Genomic DNA, 18,385 nt, shown 5'->3' on the forward strand with positions numbered 1-18,385 from the left:
TAAAACCACCGGGCCTTGCGCCCCCTTTCGCGATGGAAAGGAGGCGCGAGGCGGCGTTGTATCAGTCTTCCCGCACGAAGATCGTGGTTGCCAGCGGCGGGATCGTCAGCGCGATCGAGTAGGGCTGGCCGTGGCTCGGCGTTTCTTCGGCGCGGACGCCGCCCATATTGCCCACGTTCGAGCCGCCGTAGCGTTCGGCATCCGAGTTGATCGCCTCGCGATAGAAGCCGGGCGCGGGGACACCCACGCGGTAGCCCTCGCGCGGGACGGGTGTGAAGTTCGAGACCACGACGGCGAGTTCACCCGCCTCGCGGCCCTTGCGGGCCCAGGCGATGACCGAATTGTCCTGGTCGTCCGAAACCAGCCACTGGAACCCGCCGGCCTCGGTGTCGCGCGCATGCAGGGCCGGCGTCGCCTTGTAGAGATGGTTCAGGTCGCGGATCAGATCCTTGACGCCCTGGTGCATCCCGTCATCGAGCAGGTGCCAATCGAGGCTCTGGTTGTGGTTCCACTCCTTCTCCTGGCCGAACTCGCAGCCCATGAAGAGCAGCTTCTTGCCGGGATGCCCCCACATGAACCCGTAATACGCCCTGAGATTCGCGAACTTCTGCCAGCGGTCGCCCGGCATCTTGCCGAGCAGCGAGCCCTTCCCGTGCACCACTTCGTCATGGGACAGCGGCAGGATGAAGTTCTCCGAGAAGGCGTAGAGCAGGCCGAAGGTGAGGTCGTGGTGGTGGTAGCGCCGGTGGATCGTCTCCTTCGAGACGAAGTTCAGGGTGTCGTGCATCCACCCCATGTTCCACTTGAAGCCGAACCCGAGGCCGCCCGTGTAGGTCGGGTGCGAGACGCCGGGCCAGGAGGTCGACTCCTCCGCCACCGTGAGCGTGCCCGGCGCGTGCGCGTAGGTCGCCTCGTTGGTCTTGCGCAGGAATTCGATGGCGTCGAGGTTCTCGTTGCCGCCGTAACGGTTCGGGATCCACTCGCCCTGCCGGCGCGAATAGTCGAGGTAGAGCATCGAGGCGACGGCATCCACGCGCAGGCCGTCGAGGTGGTAGTGCTCCAGCCAGAATCGCGCGTTGGCGGCGAGGAAGCTCGACACCTCCGTGCGGCCGAAATTGTAGATGTAGGTGCCCCAATCCTGGTGGAAGCCCTGGCGCGGGTCGGCATGCTCGTAGAGATGCGTGCCGTCGAACTGGCCGAGGCCGTGCGCGTCGAGGGGGAAGTGACCCGGCACCCAGTCCAGCATCACGCCGATGCCGGCCGCGTGGGCCGCGTCCACGAAGGCGGCGAAGTCGTCCGGCGTCCCGAAGCGGCTGGTCGGCGCGAACAGCGAGACCGGCTGGTAGCCCCATGAACCGTCGAACGGAAACTCCGTGATCGGCAGCATTTCGATGTGGGTGAAGCCCATCTCCTTGACGTAGGGGATCAGGCGCTCGCTCAGCTCCCGGTAGGTCAGGTAACGGTTGCCCTCCTCGGCCACGCGGGCCCAGGAGCCGAGATGGACCTCGTAGATCGAGATCGGGACGTGGCGCGGATCCTTCGCGCCCCGCGTCTCCATCCACTGCGCGTCGTTCCAGGCGGGATCGTTCGTGCCCTGCAGGACGGAGGCCGTCTCCGGCGGCTTCTGCGCCGCGAAGGCGACCGGATCGGCCTTGAGCGGCAGCACGGAGCCGTCGGCCCCACGGATCTCGTACTTGTAGTGGGCCCCGGCCTTCAGCCCGGGGATGAACAGCTCCCAGACGCCGCCATTCTGCCAGAGGCGCATGGGGTGGCGCCGGCCATCCCAGTTGTTGAAATCGCCCACCACGCTGACCCGGCGGGCGTTCGGTGCCCAGACCGCGAAGCGGAATCCCTCGATCCCGTCGACGTTGCGGGCCTGCGCCCCGAGGATGCGGTAGGTGACGTTGCTGCCGACCTCACGCAGGTTGTCGATGTCCTCCTGGCGCAGGGACGAGCCGAAACCGTAGGGGTCGTGGCGCGAGCGCTCGGTGCCGTCCCAGGCCTCGACGGCGAGCTCGTAGAGCGGGCGCCCCTGACTCGGCACGCGGGCGACGAAGAAGCCGTCCGGATGCTTGCGTTCGAAGGCGATACGCTGTCCGCCCACCAGAAGGCTCGCGGCCTTCGCCTCCGGCAGGACGGCACGGACCTCCCAGAGATCCGGTCCCACCTGATGGGGACCGAGGACCGAGAAGGGATCGCCGTGGTTCGCCGCCATGATGGCCGCGACGGCATCGGGGTGGAGCGACGCCGTCTCGGACGCCGCACCCTGCGGCGCCCGGGTGGCACCGGGCGCAACGTCCGCCGATCCGGAGGCGCCCGACGCGAGTCCGGTCCTGCTCGCGAACGTCTCGTCGATGCCCATCATTCAAACGCCTTTCTTGATCTCGTCCAGAATGTTGAGAACCCCACGTGCGGGGATTTCGATCCAGTCGGGACGATTGTTGGCTTCGTAATCGACCTCGTAGAGCGCCTTCGTCAGGAGCGAGAGCTTGAGGAGGCGGCTCTCGGTCTCCGGATCGGTCACGGCGGCGCGGCTCACCGAGACCGCCTCGCGATACCCGTCGAGGAAGGCTGCATCGATCATGCCGCGCCAGGCGATGGAGGCCCGGCGTGCACGCTCCTCGGAATCCGAGAAGCGGGCGGCGATCCCGCGCGTGACCGTCTCCGCGCCGTAGGCGAAGGAGCGCAGCATGCCGGCGACATCGCGCAGGGGCGTCGACTTGGTGCGCCGCTCATCGGCCGGCCGCGAGGGTTCGCCCTCGAAATCGACGATGATGAGGTCGTCCTCGGCGGCCAGCACCTGACCCAGGTGATAGTCGCCGTGGATGCGGGTCTTCATGGCGCCGAGGGGCGCGCGGGCGGTCAGCGTCTCGATCGCGGCCTCGACCTCGCGGCGGCGACCCGCCAGTTCGGTGCTCGCCGCGTTGGAGCCGCGTCCCGCCAGGCCGTCGAGGCCCCGGAAGGCACGCTCGGCCTGCCGGCGGGTGTCGTCGCCGAGCGCATGAAGGTCCGCGTGCTCGAAGGGTTCGGCCGCGAAGGCCGGGTCGTCCGTCTCCACCGCGAAGGCGTTGTGCATCTCGGCGGTGCGTCGGCCGAGCAGGATCGCCCAGCGCAGGTGCGGCTCGAAGGCATCGGCCGGGGACGGCGCCTCGCTTTCCGGCGCCAGCACGACGGTGTCGAAGTCGCGGCGCAGGCCCTCGAGCATCAGGCTCCAGGCATCGCCCTGGTTCGGCACGAACTTCTGCAGCACGGCGAGCGCCGTGCGGGTGCCCTCGGCATCCACGTGCTCCAGCACGCCGAGCAGCGCCGGCGTGTTGGTGAAGTGCGCCGTCTCGGTGAGGAAGCGCCCGACCTCGATCTCCGGATGCGTTCCCGTCTGCAGCCGGCGCAGCAGCTTGAGCATCATCTTCGAGCCGATGGCGATCGACGTGTTGCTCTGCTCGGCGTTCAGCGAGCGGACCTCGCCCGCGTCGATGGTAACCTCGGGATCGAAGGCCGAGGTGGTGGAGAACACGAGGCGCCCGTTCTCCGTGGCGACCTCGCGTCCGTCGCGCATGGCCTCGATCATCGAGACCGCGAAGGCGGGGGACGCCGAGGCGCCCAGGAGCAGGCCGGTGCGCGGGCCGCGACGCACGCGGGCGACGGCGTGCTGGAGCATCGCCTCGTCCTCGCGGCCCTCGTCCACGGCCACGGGCACGAAGTAGTCCTGACGCTCGCCTGTGGAGAGGTGGACGGCGACGCGGGGCAGCAGGAAGCGCGCCTCGCCGGTGCTGTCCTTCAGGGCGACGCTGTCTGTGACCTGCACCGACTTGATGCGCGAGCCCTTCGCGGCGAACCAGCGCCGGGTCGCGATGAAGCGCGGCGCGACCGTGCGCTCGAAGGCGGTGCGCTCGCGCCCCGCCATCAGGGATTCGATGCCGCCAGTGAGCACCAGCGTGAACAGCTCCGGCAGTTCCGGCTGCGGCCCGATGCTGCCGGTGTTCGCCGCGCTCAGGGAGAACCAGTAGAAGCCGTAGGACGGCAGCGTCAGCAGGTAGGGCAATTCGCCGATCGCCGGGAACTCGGAGCCGCCGGTCAGCTCGATCGGGACCGCGTTGCGCAGTTCGGACAGGTCGAGCTGCACGGCCTGCGGCGCCCGCGAGAGGTTGGCCACGCAGAGCACGCGCTCACCCTCGAACTCGCGGATCCAGGCGAGCACCTTGCGGTTCGACGGATACAGGAACTGCATCCCGCCGCGTCCCAGCGCGACCGAGTTGTTGCGGATCGCGATCATGCGCCGTGTCCAGTTCAGCAGGCTGGTCTGCGACTGGGTCTGCGCCTCGACGTTGATCGCGTCGAAGCCGTAGATCGGGTCCTGCACGGAGGGCAGGAACAGCTTCTGCGGGTTGGCCCGCGAGAAGCCGCCGTTGCGGTCGGGCGTCCACTGCATCGGGGTCCGCACGCCGTCGCGGTCACCGAGGTAGATGTTGTCGCCCATGCCGATCTCGTCGCCGTAGTAGAGCACCGGCGTGCCGGGCATCGACAGGACGAGGGACTTCATGAGTTCGATCTTGCGCCGGTCGTTCTCGAGCAGGGGCGCGAGGCGGCGCCGGATGCCGAGATTGATGCGGGCGCGGCGCTCGGCGGCGTAGAACGACCAGAGGTAGTCGCGCTCCTCGGCCGTCACCATTTCGAGGGTCAGCTCGTCGTGGTTGCGCAGGAAGATGGCCCACTGACAGCCTTCCGGGATCTCCGGGGTCTGGCGCATGATGTCGGTGATCGGGTGCCGGTCCTCGCGGGCGATCGCCATGTACATGCGCGGCATCAGCGGGAAGTGGAATGCCATGTGGCACTCGTCGCCGTCGCCGAAATACTGCGCGGTCTCCTCGGGCCACTGGTTGGCTTCCGCCAGCAGCATCCGGTCGGGATAGCTCGCATCGAGGGCGGAGCGGATGGCCTTGATGACCGTATGGGTCTCCGGCAGGTTCTCGCAGTTCGTGCCGTCGCGCTCGATCAGGTACGGGATCGCGTCGAGGCGCAGCCCGTCGACGCCCATATCGAGCCAGTAGCGCATGACCTCGATCACGGCCTCGAGCACGGCCGGGTTGTCGAAGTTCAGGTCGGGCTGGTGGCTGTAGAAGCGGTGCCAGAAATACTGCTTGGCGACCGGATCCCAGGTCCAGTTCGAAACCTCGGTGTCGAGGAAGATGATGCGCGTGTCCGAGTACGGCGTGTCGGTGTCCGACCAGACGTAGAAGTCGCGCTCCGGGCTGCCGGCGGGCGCCTCGCGGGCCCGCTGGAACCAGGGGTGCTGGTCCGAGGTGTGGTTGATGACGAGCTCGGTGATGACGCGAAGCCCGCGCTCGTGGGCGGCGTCCACGAACTTCCGGAACTCCTCCATCGTCCCGTAGGACGGGTTGACCTCGCGGTAGTCGCCGATGTCGTAGCCGTCGTCGCGCAGCGGCGAGGGATAGAACGGCATCAGCCAGATCGCCGTGACGCCGAGGTCGCGCACGTAGTCGAGCTTCTGGGTCAGGCCCTCGAAATCGCCGATCCCGTCATTGTTGGAGTCGAAGAACGACTTGACGTGGATCTGGTAGATGATGGCGTCACGGTACCATTGCGGATCGCTGCGATCGATCATCGCGTCGTTGCCTCATACGTCGAGTTCAAGGGCGTTTTCGGAGTTTCCGCAACGACCTCCCGGAAGAGGCGTCCGCGCATGCCGTCCACGTTGGGGATAGGCGCCGACACTGAGGCGACACCGCGACGATCGTTGCCGATCGCCGGGTTTTTTGCTGACACGGGCACGCGCCTCACGCAACCCGGCGCGGCGCCCGAAGCCGCCAGACCACCGCCGAACGCTCGGCGGGGTCGAGGGCGATCCGGTGCGATTTCCCACGCAGCTCGAACTTGTAGCCGAGCAGCAGGTCCTCGACCTCGACGGCGCCGTCATCCGGCTCGCCGAGCAGCCAGAGCGGAACCTCGTAGGTGCATTCCTGGCGGTTGCGCGGGTCGAGATTGACCAGCACGAAGATGCAGTTGTCGCCTTCCGGGGTGATCTTGGCGTATCCGATGATCTGGTCGTTGTAGGTGCCCGTGAAGGTCACGTTGCGGAAGTCCCACAGGGCCGGATTGTCGCGCCGGATCGTGTTCAGCTTGATGATGTGCTCGCGGATATTCCCGGGCCGGTCGTAGTCCCAGGCCTTCAACTCGTACTTCTCGGAGTTGAGGTACTCCTCCTTGCCGGGATAGGGTGCGGCTTCGCAGAGTTCGAAGCCGTTGTAGATACCCCAGACGCTAGAGAGCGTCGCGGCCAGTGTCGCCCGCACGACGAAGCCCGCCCGTCCGCTGGTCTGCAGGTAGATCGGATTGATGTCGGGCGTGTTCGCGAAGAAGTTCGGCCGATAATACTCGCCCATCTCGCCGGCGAGCTCGGTGGAGTAGGCGATCAGGTCCACCTTGGTATCGCGCCAGGTGAAGTAGGTGTAGCTCTGCTGATAGCCTGCCTTGGCGAGCTTCTTCATCATCTTCGGGCGGGTGAACGCCTCGGCAAGGAAGATGACGTCGGGATAGCGGGCGTTGACCGCGGCGATCATCCATTCCCAGAACGGGATCGGCTTGGTGTGCGGGTTGTCGACCCGGAAGATGCGCGCGCCGAGGGCGGCCCAGCCCATCACGATGTCGCGCAATTCGATCCAGAGGGAGGGCAGCGCACCGCCGTAGAAATGGACGTTCGAGATATCCTCGTACTTCTTGGGCGGATTCTCGGCGAATTTCAGGGTGCCGTCCGGACGCCACTCGAACCACTCGGGGTGATTCTTGATCCAGGGGTGATCCGGCGAGCACTGGATCGCGAAGTCGAGGGCGATCTCCATGCCATAGGCATGGCTCGCGGCCACGAGGCGTCGGAAATCGTCGAGGGTGCCGAGTTCGGGGTGGACGGCCTCGTGCCCGCCCTCCTCGGAGCCGACCGCATAGACCGAGCCGACATCGCCCTCAAGCGCCTTCAGGATGTTGTTCTTGCCCTTGCGGTTGGTCTTCCCGATCGGATGGATCGGCGTGAAATAGAGTACGTCGAAACCGAGTTCGCGGATCTCGGGCAGGCGCCGGATCACGTCGTCGAAGGTGCCGTGCCGGTTGACGTCCATCGACTGCGAGCGCGGGAAGATCTCGTACCAGGCCGAGAACCGGGCCGCGAGACGGTCGGCGATCACGGGGACGTCGACGGGGTAGCGCGAGAGGTTGATGCGCGGGGCGTGCCGGCGGATCAGGCTGGCATTCGTGGGTTCCAGCATGAGGTCGAGCTGGGCCGCCGAGCCGGATTCCCGGCCCTCCAGGTCATCGACCAGGGCGTTCAGGCGCTCGCGGTCCGGGCCCCCGGCATTCTGGGCGGCGCCGGTGACGAACTGGACACCCTCGATGGTCTCCAGCCGGACATCCACGCCGGCTTGGCGCTTCTTCAGGGTGTCGCGGACCCAGGAGGAGTAGCCGTCCCGCCAGGCCTGGACGGTGAACTCGTAGCGGGCGTTGCGCAGCAGCGGGAAGTGGCCGCCCCAGCGGTCGTTGTCCACGAAGACCATGCGGTCGGCGCGCCAGTCCGTCTCGCCCACCACGCGGGACAGAATCTCGGCGTCGATGATCTCGTGGCCGTCGCTGAAGATGTCCGCGGTGACGTAGACGCTCTCGCCCACCACGCGCTTGACGGCCGAGCGTCCCCCATCGAGTTCGGGCATCACCGCTTCGATGACGACGCGGCCTTCCCCCGTGGGCGTGCCGGATTCCGGAGGCACCGCCACGGTGGCGCGCTCGGCGGAAAGGATGCGGACCTCGCCGGGCGCCAGCGCCAGGGCGATGCCGGGCCGGAAATCGATCGGCTCGGCCTCCGGCGTGCGGTCGATGAAGTCGCCGAGCATGCCACCAGTGCGGGCGAGCAGCGTCCCCGGCTCGACCGGCACGGATGTCTCGGTCGGGTTGTGCAGCACCAGGGTGGCGCTGTTCGCGGAGGCGCCGTGGCCGGTGTCGAAGCGCAGCAGGGCGACGTAGGCCGCGTCCGGCGCGGAGATGCGGGCCTGGGCCCCTTCCACGTTGGCGGCCGGCAGGTCGGCGCGCAGCGCGTTGATCGCGGACACATAGCCCGAGATGTCGATCCCGGTGTCGCTCTCGCGGGCCTCGGGCGTGGTGTCCACCACGTGCAACGCGGTGCGGTAACCCCACTCGTAGCCGATCGGCAGGAGCACGCCGGCCGAGAAGAAGGCCGCTAGAGCGTAGCGTGCCTTCAGGGCCTGCGCGATGGCCGCGGTGTCGCCGTCGAGATCCGCCGCGAGGCGGGCCATGTCGTGGTTCTCGGGGAAGGCGATCGACGGCGCGATCACGCGCAGGCGGTCATACTGCTCCAGCGCCCACGAAGCCTTGAGGTCCCACCAGGCGAAGCTGTTGAAGAGGTAGTCGAAGCCGGCTCCGGCCGTGGCCTGCGCCTCCTCGAAGGTGCAGCCCAGCGTCTCGGCCGCGAAGAGGCATTCCGGTTCCAGGGCTTTCGCCGCGCCGATCAGGTCGCGCCAGACCTCGGCCGGCACCTTGTAGGCCGCGTCGCAGCGGAAGCCGCCCACGCCGAGGTCCTGCAGACGATTGACGTATCCCGACCAGAACCGGGTGAGTTCCTGGCGCGGTGCCTCGGAATGGTAGTCGAGTTCGGCGAGGTCGCCCCAGACCGTGCGGAGCGAGGGATCGACGGGATCGACCGCGTAGGGGCTCTCGATCCGTCCTTCCGCATCCCTCAGGAACAGGTCGGGACGCTGCGCGGCCAGGGGACCGTCCATGGCCGTGTGGTTGATGACGAGGTCGGTCATCACGCGCAGGCCGTGCGAGGCGGCGGCGGCGCAGAACCGTCGGATCTGCTCGTCGTCCGAGGTGCCGTCATCGTCGCGGAAACGCGCGTCGAGGTGGTCCGGGTCGGCCACCGCGTAGAGGCTGCGCGACCCGCCCGTCTGATGGAACGGGTTCAGGTAGATCCAGTCGAAGCCCAGCGCGGCGATGCGGGGGAGTTCCGCGGTCCAGGCCGAGACGCGACCCACGAGCAGGGGGAACAGATTGTAGATGCGCGGCCCCTCGGCGCGGGGCGCGAGGCTGGCCGGCAGCGGCACCTGACCGGCTTCGGTCCGCTGGGCGGCGGTCGTTGCGGGGCTCGGTGCGTTCATGCGTGCTCCATTCCAGTCGTTCATGTGTCGGACGCGGGTCCGGGGCGGCCCGCGTCGCACCGATCCCGGACAGCGGGATCGTCGCGGGGGAGGCTCACCCCTCCCCCTTTGGTCGTCAGTGCCGCTGTGCCTCGCGGGGTGGCGAGGCGGCAGGCGGCGTCAGCGGGTCCGCTTCAGGACGACGTAGGGCAGACGCGCGAAGGCCCGTCCCAGTTCGATCCGTCCATCCTCGGTGACAACCTCGTCGCCCGTCACGAGATCGGTCCAGGCCGTCCCGGGCGTCACCGGGAGACTCGTTCCCACGTAGGCCTCGCTCGACCAGACCGCATCGCCGACGAACCCGGCGACGAGGCGCGGCACGGCCACCACGAGATCGCCCTCGCCCGTCGTCGCATCCGAACGTGTGAATGCGATGACATGCGCCGCCTTCGGACCCGTCGCGGGCAGCGCCTGATAATCGGCGTCGGCATAGAAGGTCGGGCGCGCCGCGCGGTCGGCGAGCAGCCGTGCGAGGGTCGCCTGCTTCACGCGGCCGTCGGGCCAATGCGCCAGCAGGTCGACGGCCGGAGCCCCCTCCTCCAGGGCGCGGGTCAGCGCCGGGTAGTCCACCGGACGGCGGTTGTCGGGATCGACGAAGGAGAAGTCCCAGAACTCGGTGCCCTGGTAGGTGTCCGGCAGGCCCGGCAGGGTCGCCTTCAGCACGGTCCGGCCGAGGCCCGCGATCATGCCAAGATGGGCGAGCCGCTTCGCGAAGGGGCGCAACTGCGCCAGGAACGCCGAACCCGGCGCGACCAGCTTGGCGAAGAGCGCGTGCACGGCGCCTTCGTAGGCCTCGTCCACGTTGACCCAGCTCGACCGGCGCTTCGATTCCCGCAGCGCCTTCTCCGCATAGGCGTCGAGGCGCTTGCGGAAATCCTCGATCGCGGCCGGCTCGTCCCGCTCCAGCAACTCCAGCGGCCAGGCACCGAGGATGGCCTGGAAGAACATCCACTGGTCGTTGGCGTCGGGGGCCGGCTCCTTGTCGATGGCGGTGAGATGGGGCGTCGCCAGGGCGGTCCATGTGTCCCAGGCCTCGGCCCAGGCCTCGGGTATCTCCGAGAGGGCGAGGAGGCGCGAACGGGCATCCTCGCCACGCTTGGTGTCGTGGGTCGCCGTAGTGATCATGGCGTTCGGCCAGTCGCGGGCGCGGGCCGCCTGGAGCGCGTGGAAATGCTCCGCGTCGAGGCCGTACTCGCCCGGATCGCCGCCGACCTCGTTCAGGGCCAGGAGTTCGGCGAACCGGTAGAACAGCGTGTCCTCCAGGCTCTTGGCCATCACGGGACCGGTCAGCTGCTGGAAGCGGCGGCGGAAGCGCAGGATCACCTCCGGATCGGGCCGGCCCGATCCGGTCACGTCGATGCGCCCGAGCATGGCGTCGGCGGCGAAATCATGCACCGAGCGGTCCGGCAGGGCGCTCCAGCGCTTGGCCTTCTTCACCGCCGTCTCGATGAGGCGGATGTCCTCATCCTCCACATCGCTCTCGTCGAGATCCCCCGGCAGGTAGCTGCGATAGGTCGGGAAGCGCGCGATGATCTCGATCAGCGCCCGGCGGATGGCATTGACCGAGAAGTCGCGGGTGCGCCGGTCCGCATCCGCCACCGCTTTCAGGTCGGAGGTCATCACCTCGAGTTCGGAGGCGAAGCTGATCTCCAGGATCTCGGCCTTGGCGGCGCGGAGCATGAACTTGTAGGGCTCATCGAACTGTGTGCGGCTCTCGTAGAGCTTGCGCACCTCCGCCCGCTTGCCCTGATCCACCAGGATGCCGTCGAGGTGGTTGAGCACGTCGTAGCCGGTGGTGCCCGCCACCGGCCAGGGCCGCAGGCGCTCGCCGGGCTCGAGGATCTTCTCCACCACCACGTAGAAGCCCGGCCCGATGGCGGCCTGCAACGCGCGGGCGTAGCCGAGGGGGTCGGCGAGACCGTCGATATGGTCGATGCGCAGGCCGTCGATCCGTCCCGCCTCGATGTGGCGGAAGATGGTCTCGTGCGAGCGCTGGAACACGTCAGACTTCTCGACGCGCAGGCCCGCGAGCCCGTTCACGTCGAAGAAGCGCCGGTAGTTGATGTCGCTCGCCGCGATTCGCCAATGGGCGAGGCGGTAGGATTGCTGCTCGAGCAGACGGTGCAGCGGGCCGAAGCTGTCGGCATGGCCCTTGGCGCCGTTGAGCAGCCGGAGCGTGCGCCCGATCGCCGCCGCGATGGCGGGGGACGCCGCCACCGCCTCCACGAGACGGCCCTTCAAATCCTCGGCCTCAGCCGGGAAACCGCGCCGCCGCTCGTCGCTGGTGTCCTCGCCCATCGTACGCAGCCGCTCGGAGATGCCGAGCACCTCGAGGGCGGCGGCATCGTCGATCTCGCCGAGCGCCGCCAGCGAACGGTTGAGGATGGTCGGGTATTGCAGCGGACAGATCGGGAATTCGTGCTCGTAGTGCCAGACGCTGAAGGCGCCCTTCGCGGCATCGAACTTGAGCTCCAGCGTGCCCTTCTCCAGGGCTTCGCCGTAGCGATCGCCGAGGAAGGGCACCACGAGCTTGCTATTGGCCCCGAGCCGCGACCAATCGATGTCGAAGGCCTCGGCCGAGGGCGAGAGACCGCCCCATTCGAGCACCGAGAGCCACCACGGGTTGTCGGCGCCGCCGACGCCCATGTGGTTGGGCACGATGTCGAGGAGGAACTTCAGGCCGGCGCCGTGCAGCGCGTCGGAGAAGCGGATGAAGCCCTCCTCGCCGCCGAGCTCCGGGTTGATCGTGGCGTGGTCGACGATGTCGTAGCCGTGGGTCGAGCCGGGGCGCGCCTTCTGGATCGGCGACGCGTAGACGTGGCTGATGCCGAGCTTGGCCAAGTACGGAACGATCCGCTCTGCATCCGCGAAGGTGAAGTCCTTGTGGAACTGCAGGCGGTAGGTCGCACGCGGCGGAGGCGAGGCGAGGCGCGCGGCGCCCGAGCGGGGACCGCGATCCTCGGCGGCCAGCGAGGCTGCGAGCTTGGCGAGCGGGCCACCGGGGGCGGCAATGCTCTCGAGGGTCCGGTCGAGCTTGCGGCGCCAGTTGGGGTAGCCCTCCGTCGAGCCGGGGACGTTCGCCTGCGACAATTCCGAGACCACGTCCTCGTACTGGACCGCCGTCAGCATGGACGGGGCCCGGCCGAGGTAGCGCGCGGCGGCCTCCAGGGGCGCCGCTTCCGGCGGGTCGTAGCTCGGCAGCAACTGCTCGGAGGCCAGCGCCTCCGTCAAGCGCGCGCGCTCCTCGACGCGCTCGCGGCGCTCGGCTTCGGCCCGCTCGGAATCGTAGAGGCCCAGCGCCTGGCGGGTGTCGGTGTCGACCCCGCGCCACCAGCCCATGAAGGTCGGCAGGTCGTGCGTGGTGATGGCGGTGAGCGCGTCGCGGGGATAAGCGCCCGGCGGCTTGAAGCGGGCGCCCTGCTCGCGCTCGAAGGCGAGGATGCGGTAGCTCAGGATGCCCGCCTGCATCAGCGCATCGGAGAAGCCCTCGGGCGCCGTGCCGAGATCCTCGGCGATGACGAGGCACTTCGCGCGGTGGCTTTCCAGGCGCAGCACCGCGAGCATCGGCTCGAAGGGCATCGCCACGTAGGCGCCTTCCTTGGCCGAGCGGCCCACCGGGATCAGGAACAGGCGGGCGAGCTGGAAGGCGTGATCGATGCGGATCGCGCCGGCATGGCGCATGTTCGCCACCACCAGCGCCCGGAAGGCCGCGAGCCCGTCCCGTTCCATTTCCAGGGGATGGAAGGCCGGCAATCCCCAATCCTGGCCCTTCGGCGCCAGCAGGTCCGGCGGGGCGCCGATGGAGACACCGTTGGCGAAGCGCTCCGGGTGCGACCAGATCTCGGACCCGCCGCGGTCGGCACCCACCGCGAGGTCGCGGTAGAGGCCGAGGCGCATGCCGGTCCCGAGCGCCGTGCTGGACGCGTCCTCGAGCTGCCGGTCGGCGAGGTACTGAAGCCAGATGTGGTAGGTCACCGCCTCGGCATGTGCCTTGGCGAAGGCCTGGACGGCCGGGGTGCCGTTGCGGCGCATGTCCTCCGGCCAGTCGCCGAGCCATTGCGCCCCTTGGACCTGGAAGTGCTCGGCTAGGGCTTCGAAGGTGCCATGGGCTTCGAGGTCCGCGCCCCCAACGGTCCGGAAGTCGGAGAAGCCCGCATCGGCGCCCTCGCGGGCGGCGGATTTCTGCCAGAGTTCCCGCAGCACCGGCGAGAGCACGCCCCAGATGCCGGCATGATCCACGAGCTTGGCCTCGCGCAGGGCCTCGACCCGGTCCGCCATCGAGGCGAGCAGCGCCTCGGCCTTCGACCCTGCGAAGCCCGGCAGCACGCCGGGCTCAATGAACAGGGTCTCGAGGAACAGTCGCGAGGACGGCGAATAGGGCGAGATCTTGGTCCGGTCGGTGGCGAACAGGGCGTGGACAGGGCTCAGGCCGAGGAACGAGGCGCCGCGCAGGCCCGCGTCATGCGCCGCCCGCCCGGCATCCACGTAGGAGCCGATCCCGAGGTTGTGCGGCGAACGCAGGCCGTAGAGCTGCGCGGCCAGACCCCAGTCGCGGGCCCCCTCATCCGCATAGGCACGCGGACGCCAGCAGCGCTGCGGCGCCGCGATCACCCAGGCCTCCGCCCGGTGCTCGCCGAGGCTGACGGTCAGGCTGTGATAGCCCGGCGTCAGGGGCGGCAACTCGAAGGTCTTGCCGGAGACGGCGACCCGACCCTCGCGATGGAGCCCGCGCTCGTCCACGAGGCGCCAGGACAGCGTGCCGGTGGCACCCGGGATCTGGATCGGGACGGTGATCGCGCGCCGCGCCTCGGCCGGCAGCAGGGGCGGGATCAGGCCGCTGCGCACCGCCTCGACCTCCGCGAGGCTGCGCGCGATGTCCGCGTCGGTTTCCACCGGGAAGCCCAGGGCCGAAATCATGCCGCGCCGCACGTCGAGATCGGTATCGACCCGCTGCCCGAAGGCGTCGGTGTAGCCGGCGGCGACACCGAGAAGGTCGGCGAGGCGTTCGAGGTCGCGGCTCATCAGTTCACACCCGTCAGGAAGACACCCGTCCAGGACGGGAGTTCGATCGATCCGTCGGCCGATCCGTTCGACCACACCACCTGGCCGGTGCCGCGCTCCGCCGTGAAGTCGTCGGTGCCCACGTTGGCGACGAAGCGCAGCCAGCCGCCCTCGTAGGACCAGGTACAATCTACCACGTCCGGGCGTGGCTGGATCGCCTTCGCGCCGAGGTAGCGGGTCTTGGTCAGCGGCACGACGGTCTGATGCCGGATCTGGAGCAGATTGCGCGTATCGGCCCAGACGGAGCGGTGCGGCGCGGCCGCGGCCTCGGCCCAGTCGATGCGCGAATCCGTGAAGGTCTTCTCCGCGGTCGGATCGGGGATCACGGAGGTGTCGTCGGCGAACGCCGCGAAGCTCTTGAACTCGCGGCGCCGCCCCTCGCGCACCGCCTTGTTCAGGTCCTCGTCCGGCGCGAAATCCACGAAGAAGAGGAACGGCGCGGAGGCCGACCATTCCTCGCCCATCCACAGCATGGGGATCTGGGGGCTCAGCAGCAATCCGGCCCGGGCCAGCCCCAGCTTGGCGGGGTCGGCGAGCGCGCTCAGGCGCTCACCCAGGGCCCGGTTGCCGACCTGATCGTGGTTCTGCAGGAAGGTGACGAAGGCCGAGGGCGGCAGGTGGGCGGAGGGCTCGCCGCGCGGGTGATTGTCGAGGGTCGGGAAGGGCTCGCCCTGATAGGCGAAGCCCTCCGACAGGCAGCGGGCGAGATGCGCGACGGGCTTGTCGGCGAAGCTCGCGTAGTAGCCGGCATCCTCGCCCGTCAGCAGCACGTGCCAGCAATGGTGCAGGTCGTCCGCCCACTGGGCGTTGTGCTGGATCGCCGCGCCCTGCGCGTCCCGCTCCAGCCAGCGGGCCTGATTGGCCTCGTTCTCCAGGACGAGGTGGATGTGGCGGCCGGGCAGGCGGGCCCGGATCGTCTCGGCCAGTTCGCCGAGGAAGTGCTTGGGGGAATCGTCCAGGATCGCATGGACCGCGTCGAAGCGGATGCCGTCGAAGTGGAACTCCTCCAGCCAATAGAGCGAATTCTCGATGAAGAAGTCGCGAACGACCGGCCCGCTGGTCTCTCCGTCGAAGTTGATGCCCGCGCCCCAGGGCGTCTGGTGACGCTCGGTGAAGAAGGTCTTGGCGTAGGCGTTGAGATAGTTCCCGGCCGGGCCAAAGTGGTTGTAGACGGCGTCGAGGAACACCATCAGTCCGAGGCCATGCGCGGTGTCGATGAGGTGCTTCAGATCCTCGGGGCGGCCGTACACGCCATCCGGCGCGTAGGGCAGCACGCCGTCGTAACCCCAGTTGCGCGTGCCCTTGAAGTCGGCGAGCGGCAGGAGCTCGATCGCGGTGACGCCGAGGTCGCGCAGGTCCTCGAGCTTGCCTTCGAGCGCCGCATAGGTGCCCTCCGGCGTCGCGGTGCCGACGTGGAGTTCGTAGAGCACCACCTCTTCCCACGGGCGCCCGGTCCAGGCCGTATCGGACCACGCGTAGGCGCCGGGGTCGACGACTTCGCTCAGGCCCGAAACGTCGTCCGGCTGGAAGCGCGAGGCCGGGTCGGGCACCACGAGGTCGCCGTCGATGCGGTAACCATAGCGCGCGCCGCCCTTGACGCCAGGCACCGTGACCCGGCGCCAGCCCTCGCCGACCTCCGGAATCGGGTGGTCGGTCCCGTCGAGCACCAGGGCGACCCGCTCGGCCGTCGGTGCCCAGAGGGCGAACCGGACTCCGTCCTTCGTGACTTCACTGCCGAAGGCCATGCTATGGGCGCGCCGCATCAGGCCACCATCTTCCGTGTCTCGAGTTCGCCAGGGTGTCGTCTGCGTCCGCCGCACCTTCCAGAAGCCCGCGCGCCCGCCGTTGTTCCCTGGATCGTCACTGCCGAGGTAAGGCGTGGCTTGGATGCGACAACCGCTGCGCGAGAGAGTTTTGTGCAGCGCACGGCCACGCGGGTTCCGGGCCGTGCCGGGACACACCGCCCGTACCCCCCCAGCGCGGGCGACCGGCCTCAGCGCGTATAGGCGGAGGCGGGCCGGGCGCGCAGGACGTAGATGGAGCGCGCCTCGAGCCGCACCCCCGCGCCGGCCGGGAACAGGGCCTGGCCCGCCGGCACCGCTCCGGTCGGCCGGGTCGTGTCGAACACGAGCGTCCAGGGACCGCCGACCACCGGCGCGAGGGTGAAGTCGCAGGGCGTGTCCGCCGCGTTCAGCAGGATGAGCAACCGGTCGGCCTGCGGCAGGTCGTTGCCGATCTGCATGCCGAAGACCTGACGCTCGCCGTCGCCCCAATCGTCCTGGCCCATCTCGGTGCCGCCCGGCGCCAGCCAGTGCACGTCGCGCAGTGACCCCTCCCCCACGGGTGCCCCGGTGAGGTAGTCGCGGCGGCGCAGGGCGGGCTGCTCGCGCCGCAGCCGGGTCAGGTTGCCGACGAAGGTGGTGAGCGCCGGATCGGGGTCGGTTTCCCAATCCATCCAGCTCGCAGTGTTGTCCTGCGCGTAGGCGTTGTTGTTGCCGCCCTGGCTGCGCGAGCGCTCGTCGCCCATCAGCAGCATTGGCACGCCCTGCGCCAGGAACACCGTCGCGAGGAGGTTGCGCTTCTGCCGGGCGCGCAGGCCGAGGATGGCCGGATCGTCGGTCTCGCCCTCGACGCCGTAATTGCGCGAGAGATTGTGGCCGTGGCCGTCGCGGTTGTCCTCGCCATTGGCGAGGTTGTGCTTCTCCTCATAGGCGACGACGTCCGCGAGGGTGAAGCCGTCATGCGAGCCGGCAAAGTTGATGCTGGAAAGGGGCCAGCGCCCCGAGGCCGCGAAGATCTCGCGGGATCCGGACAGCCCCTGCGTCACCTTCGCGAGCGTGCCGCGATCGCCGCGCCAGAACCCCCGGATGCTGTCGCGGAACTGGTCGTTCCACTCGCTCCATCCGCGCGGATAGCCGCCGAGCTGGTAGCCGCCGGGACCGATGTCCCAGGGTTCGGCGATCAGCTTCACGTGGGCCAGGACCGGATCCTGCGCCACCGCCTGGAAGAAGGCTGCCTTCGGGCTGAAATCGTGTGGATTGCGGCCGAGGCTGCTTGCTAGGTCGAAGCGGAAGCCCGCGACCCCGTAGGCCGTCACCCAGTGGCGCAGGGAGTCCAGGACCATCTGCATCACGCGCGGATGGTCGAGGTCGAGGGTGTTGCCGCAGCCGGTGCAGTCGAACTCCTGACGCGGGTTGCCAGGGTCGAGCTTGTAGTAGCTGGCGTTGTCCACGCCCCGGAACGAGAGGGTCGGGCCGGTGTGATCGGCCTCCGCCGTATGGTTGTAGACGACGTCGAGGATGACCTCGATCTCGGCGGCGGCGAGTTCGCGGATCGCCGCGCGCAGGCCTCCGATGCCGGCGGGCCCGCGGTAGCGTGGGTCGGCGGCGAAGTAGTTCAGGGGCGAGTAGCCCCAGAAATTGACCAGCCCCTTGTCCACCAGGAAGCGGTCATCCGCGAAGGACTGGATCGGGAGCAGCTCGATCGCGGTCACGCCGAGCTTCAGCAGGTGCTCGATGATCGCCGGATGGGCGAGGGCCGCGTAGGTCCCGCGCGCGGCCTCCGGGACGTCCGGATGCACCTGCGTCAGCGCCTTCACATGCGCCTCGTAGATCACGGTCTGCGCGAGCGGACGGCGCACGGGGGGCACGGCGAGGTCGGGCAGCTCCGGCGGCGCGACGATGCCGCGCGGCATGAAGGCGGCGCTGTCGCGCCGGTCGATCTGGTCAGCGCGCTGGAGGCCCCGGCGGTGCCCGTACAGGGAGTCGTGCCAGCGGATGCGCCCCTGCACGTCCCGCGCATAGGGGTCGAGCAGGAGTTTGGCCGGGTTGAAGCGGTGGCCGTGCGCCGGGTCCCAGGGGCCGTAGACGCGGTAGCCGTAGAGCTGGCCGGGAAAGACGCCCCGCAGGTAGCCGTGCCAGACGTCGTCAGTCCGGCAGGGGAGGCGGATGCGGCGGGTCTCGTGCCGCTCGCCGGGCTCGAACAGGCAGAGGTCGACCGCCGTGGCGTTCTGCGAGAACAGGGCGAAGTTGACGCCGCGACCGTCGAAATGCGCGCCGAGCGGCGCCGGCACGCCGTCCTCGACGCCGATCATGTTGTCCGATGCGATC

Annotated in this window: 6 protein-coding genes; all 6 read right to left on the reverse strand. The window is 69.0% G+C overall.

Features of this window, described 5'->3' with window-relative positions; all coding sequences use genetic code 11:
- Positions 1 to 61: 61 nt before the first annotated feature.
- The gene (gene glgB / locus OF380_RS01790) at positions 62 to 2,365 is read right to left on the reverse strand and encodes a 1,4-alpha-glucan branching protein GlgB (RefSeq protein WP_264049085.1); all 2,304 of its coding nucleotides are present in this window, start codon (positions 2,363 to 2,365) and stop codon (positions 62 to 64) included.
- Positions 2,366 to 5,623 (reverse strand): maltose alpha-D-glucosyltransferase, encoded by a 3,258-nt coding sequence (gene treS / locus OF380_RS01795; protein ID WP_264049086.1) that lies wholly within the window; start codon positions 5,621 to 5,623, stop codon positions 2,366 to 2,368. It abuts the gene before it with no gap.
- A gap of 172 nt (positions 5,624 to 5,795) precedes the next feature.
- Positions 5,796 to 9,176: a maltotransferase domain-containing protein gene (locus tag OF380_RS01800; RefSeq protein WP_264049087.1), complete on the reverse strand. Its 3,381-nt coding sequence runs from the start codon at positions 9,174 to 9,176 to the stop codon at positions 5,796 to 5,798.
- Between the two features lie 159 nt (positions 9,177 to 9,335).
- Entirely contained in the window at positions 9,336 to 14,237 is a 4,902-nt protein-coding gene (locus tag OF380_RS01805) for a malto-oligosyltrehalose synthase (protein ID WP_264049088.1), read from the reverse strand.
- Entirely contained in the window at positions 14,237 to 16,039 is a 1,803-nt protein-coding gene (gene treZ / locus OF380_RS01810) for a malto-oligosyltrehalose trehalohydrolase (RefSeq protein ID WP_264049090.1), read from the reverse strand. Before treZ ends, OF380_RS01805 begins: the two co-directional genes overlap by 1 nt.
- 230 nt (positions 16,040 to 16,269) lie before the next feature.
- The gene (gene glgX, locus OF380_RS01815) at positions 16,270 to 18,369 is read right to left on the reverse strand and encodes a glycogen debranching protein GlgX (RefSeq protein WP_264051148.1); all 2,100 of its coding nucleotides are present in this window, start codon (positions 18,367 to 18,369) and stop codon (positions 16,270 to 16,272) included.
- Positions 18,370 to 18,385: the final 16 nt, after the last annotated feature.

Source organism: Methylobacterium sp. FF17 (assembly GCF_025813715.1).
GTDB classification, from domain to species: domain Bacteria; phylum Pseudomonadota; class Alphaproteobacteria; order Rhizobiales; family Beijerinckiaceae; genus Methylobacterium; species Methylobacterium flocculans.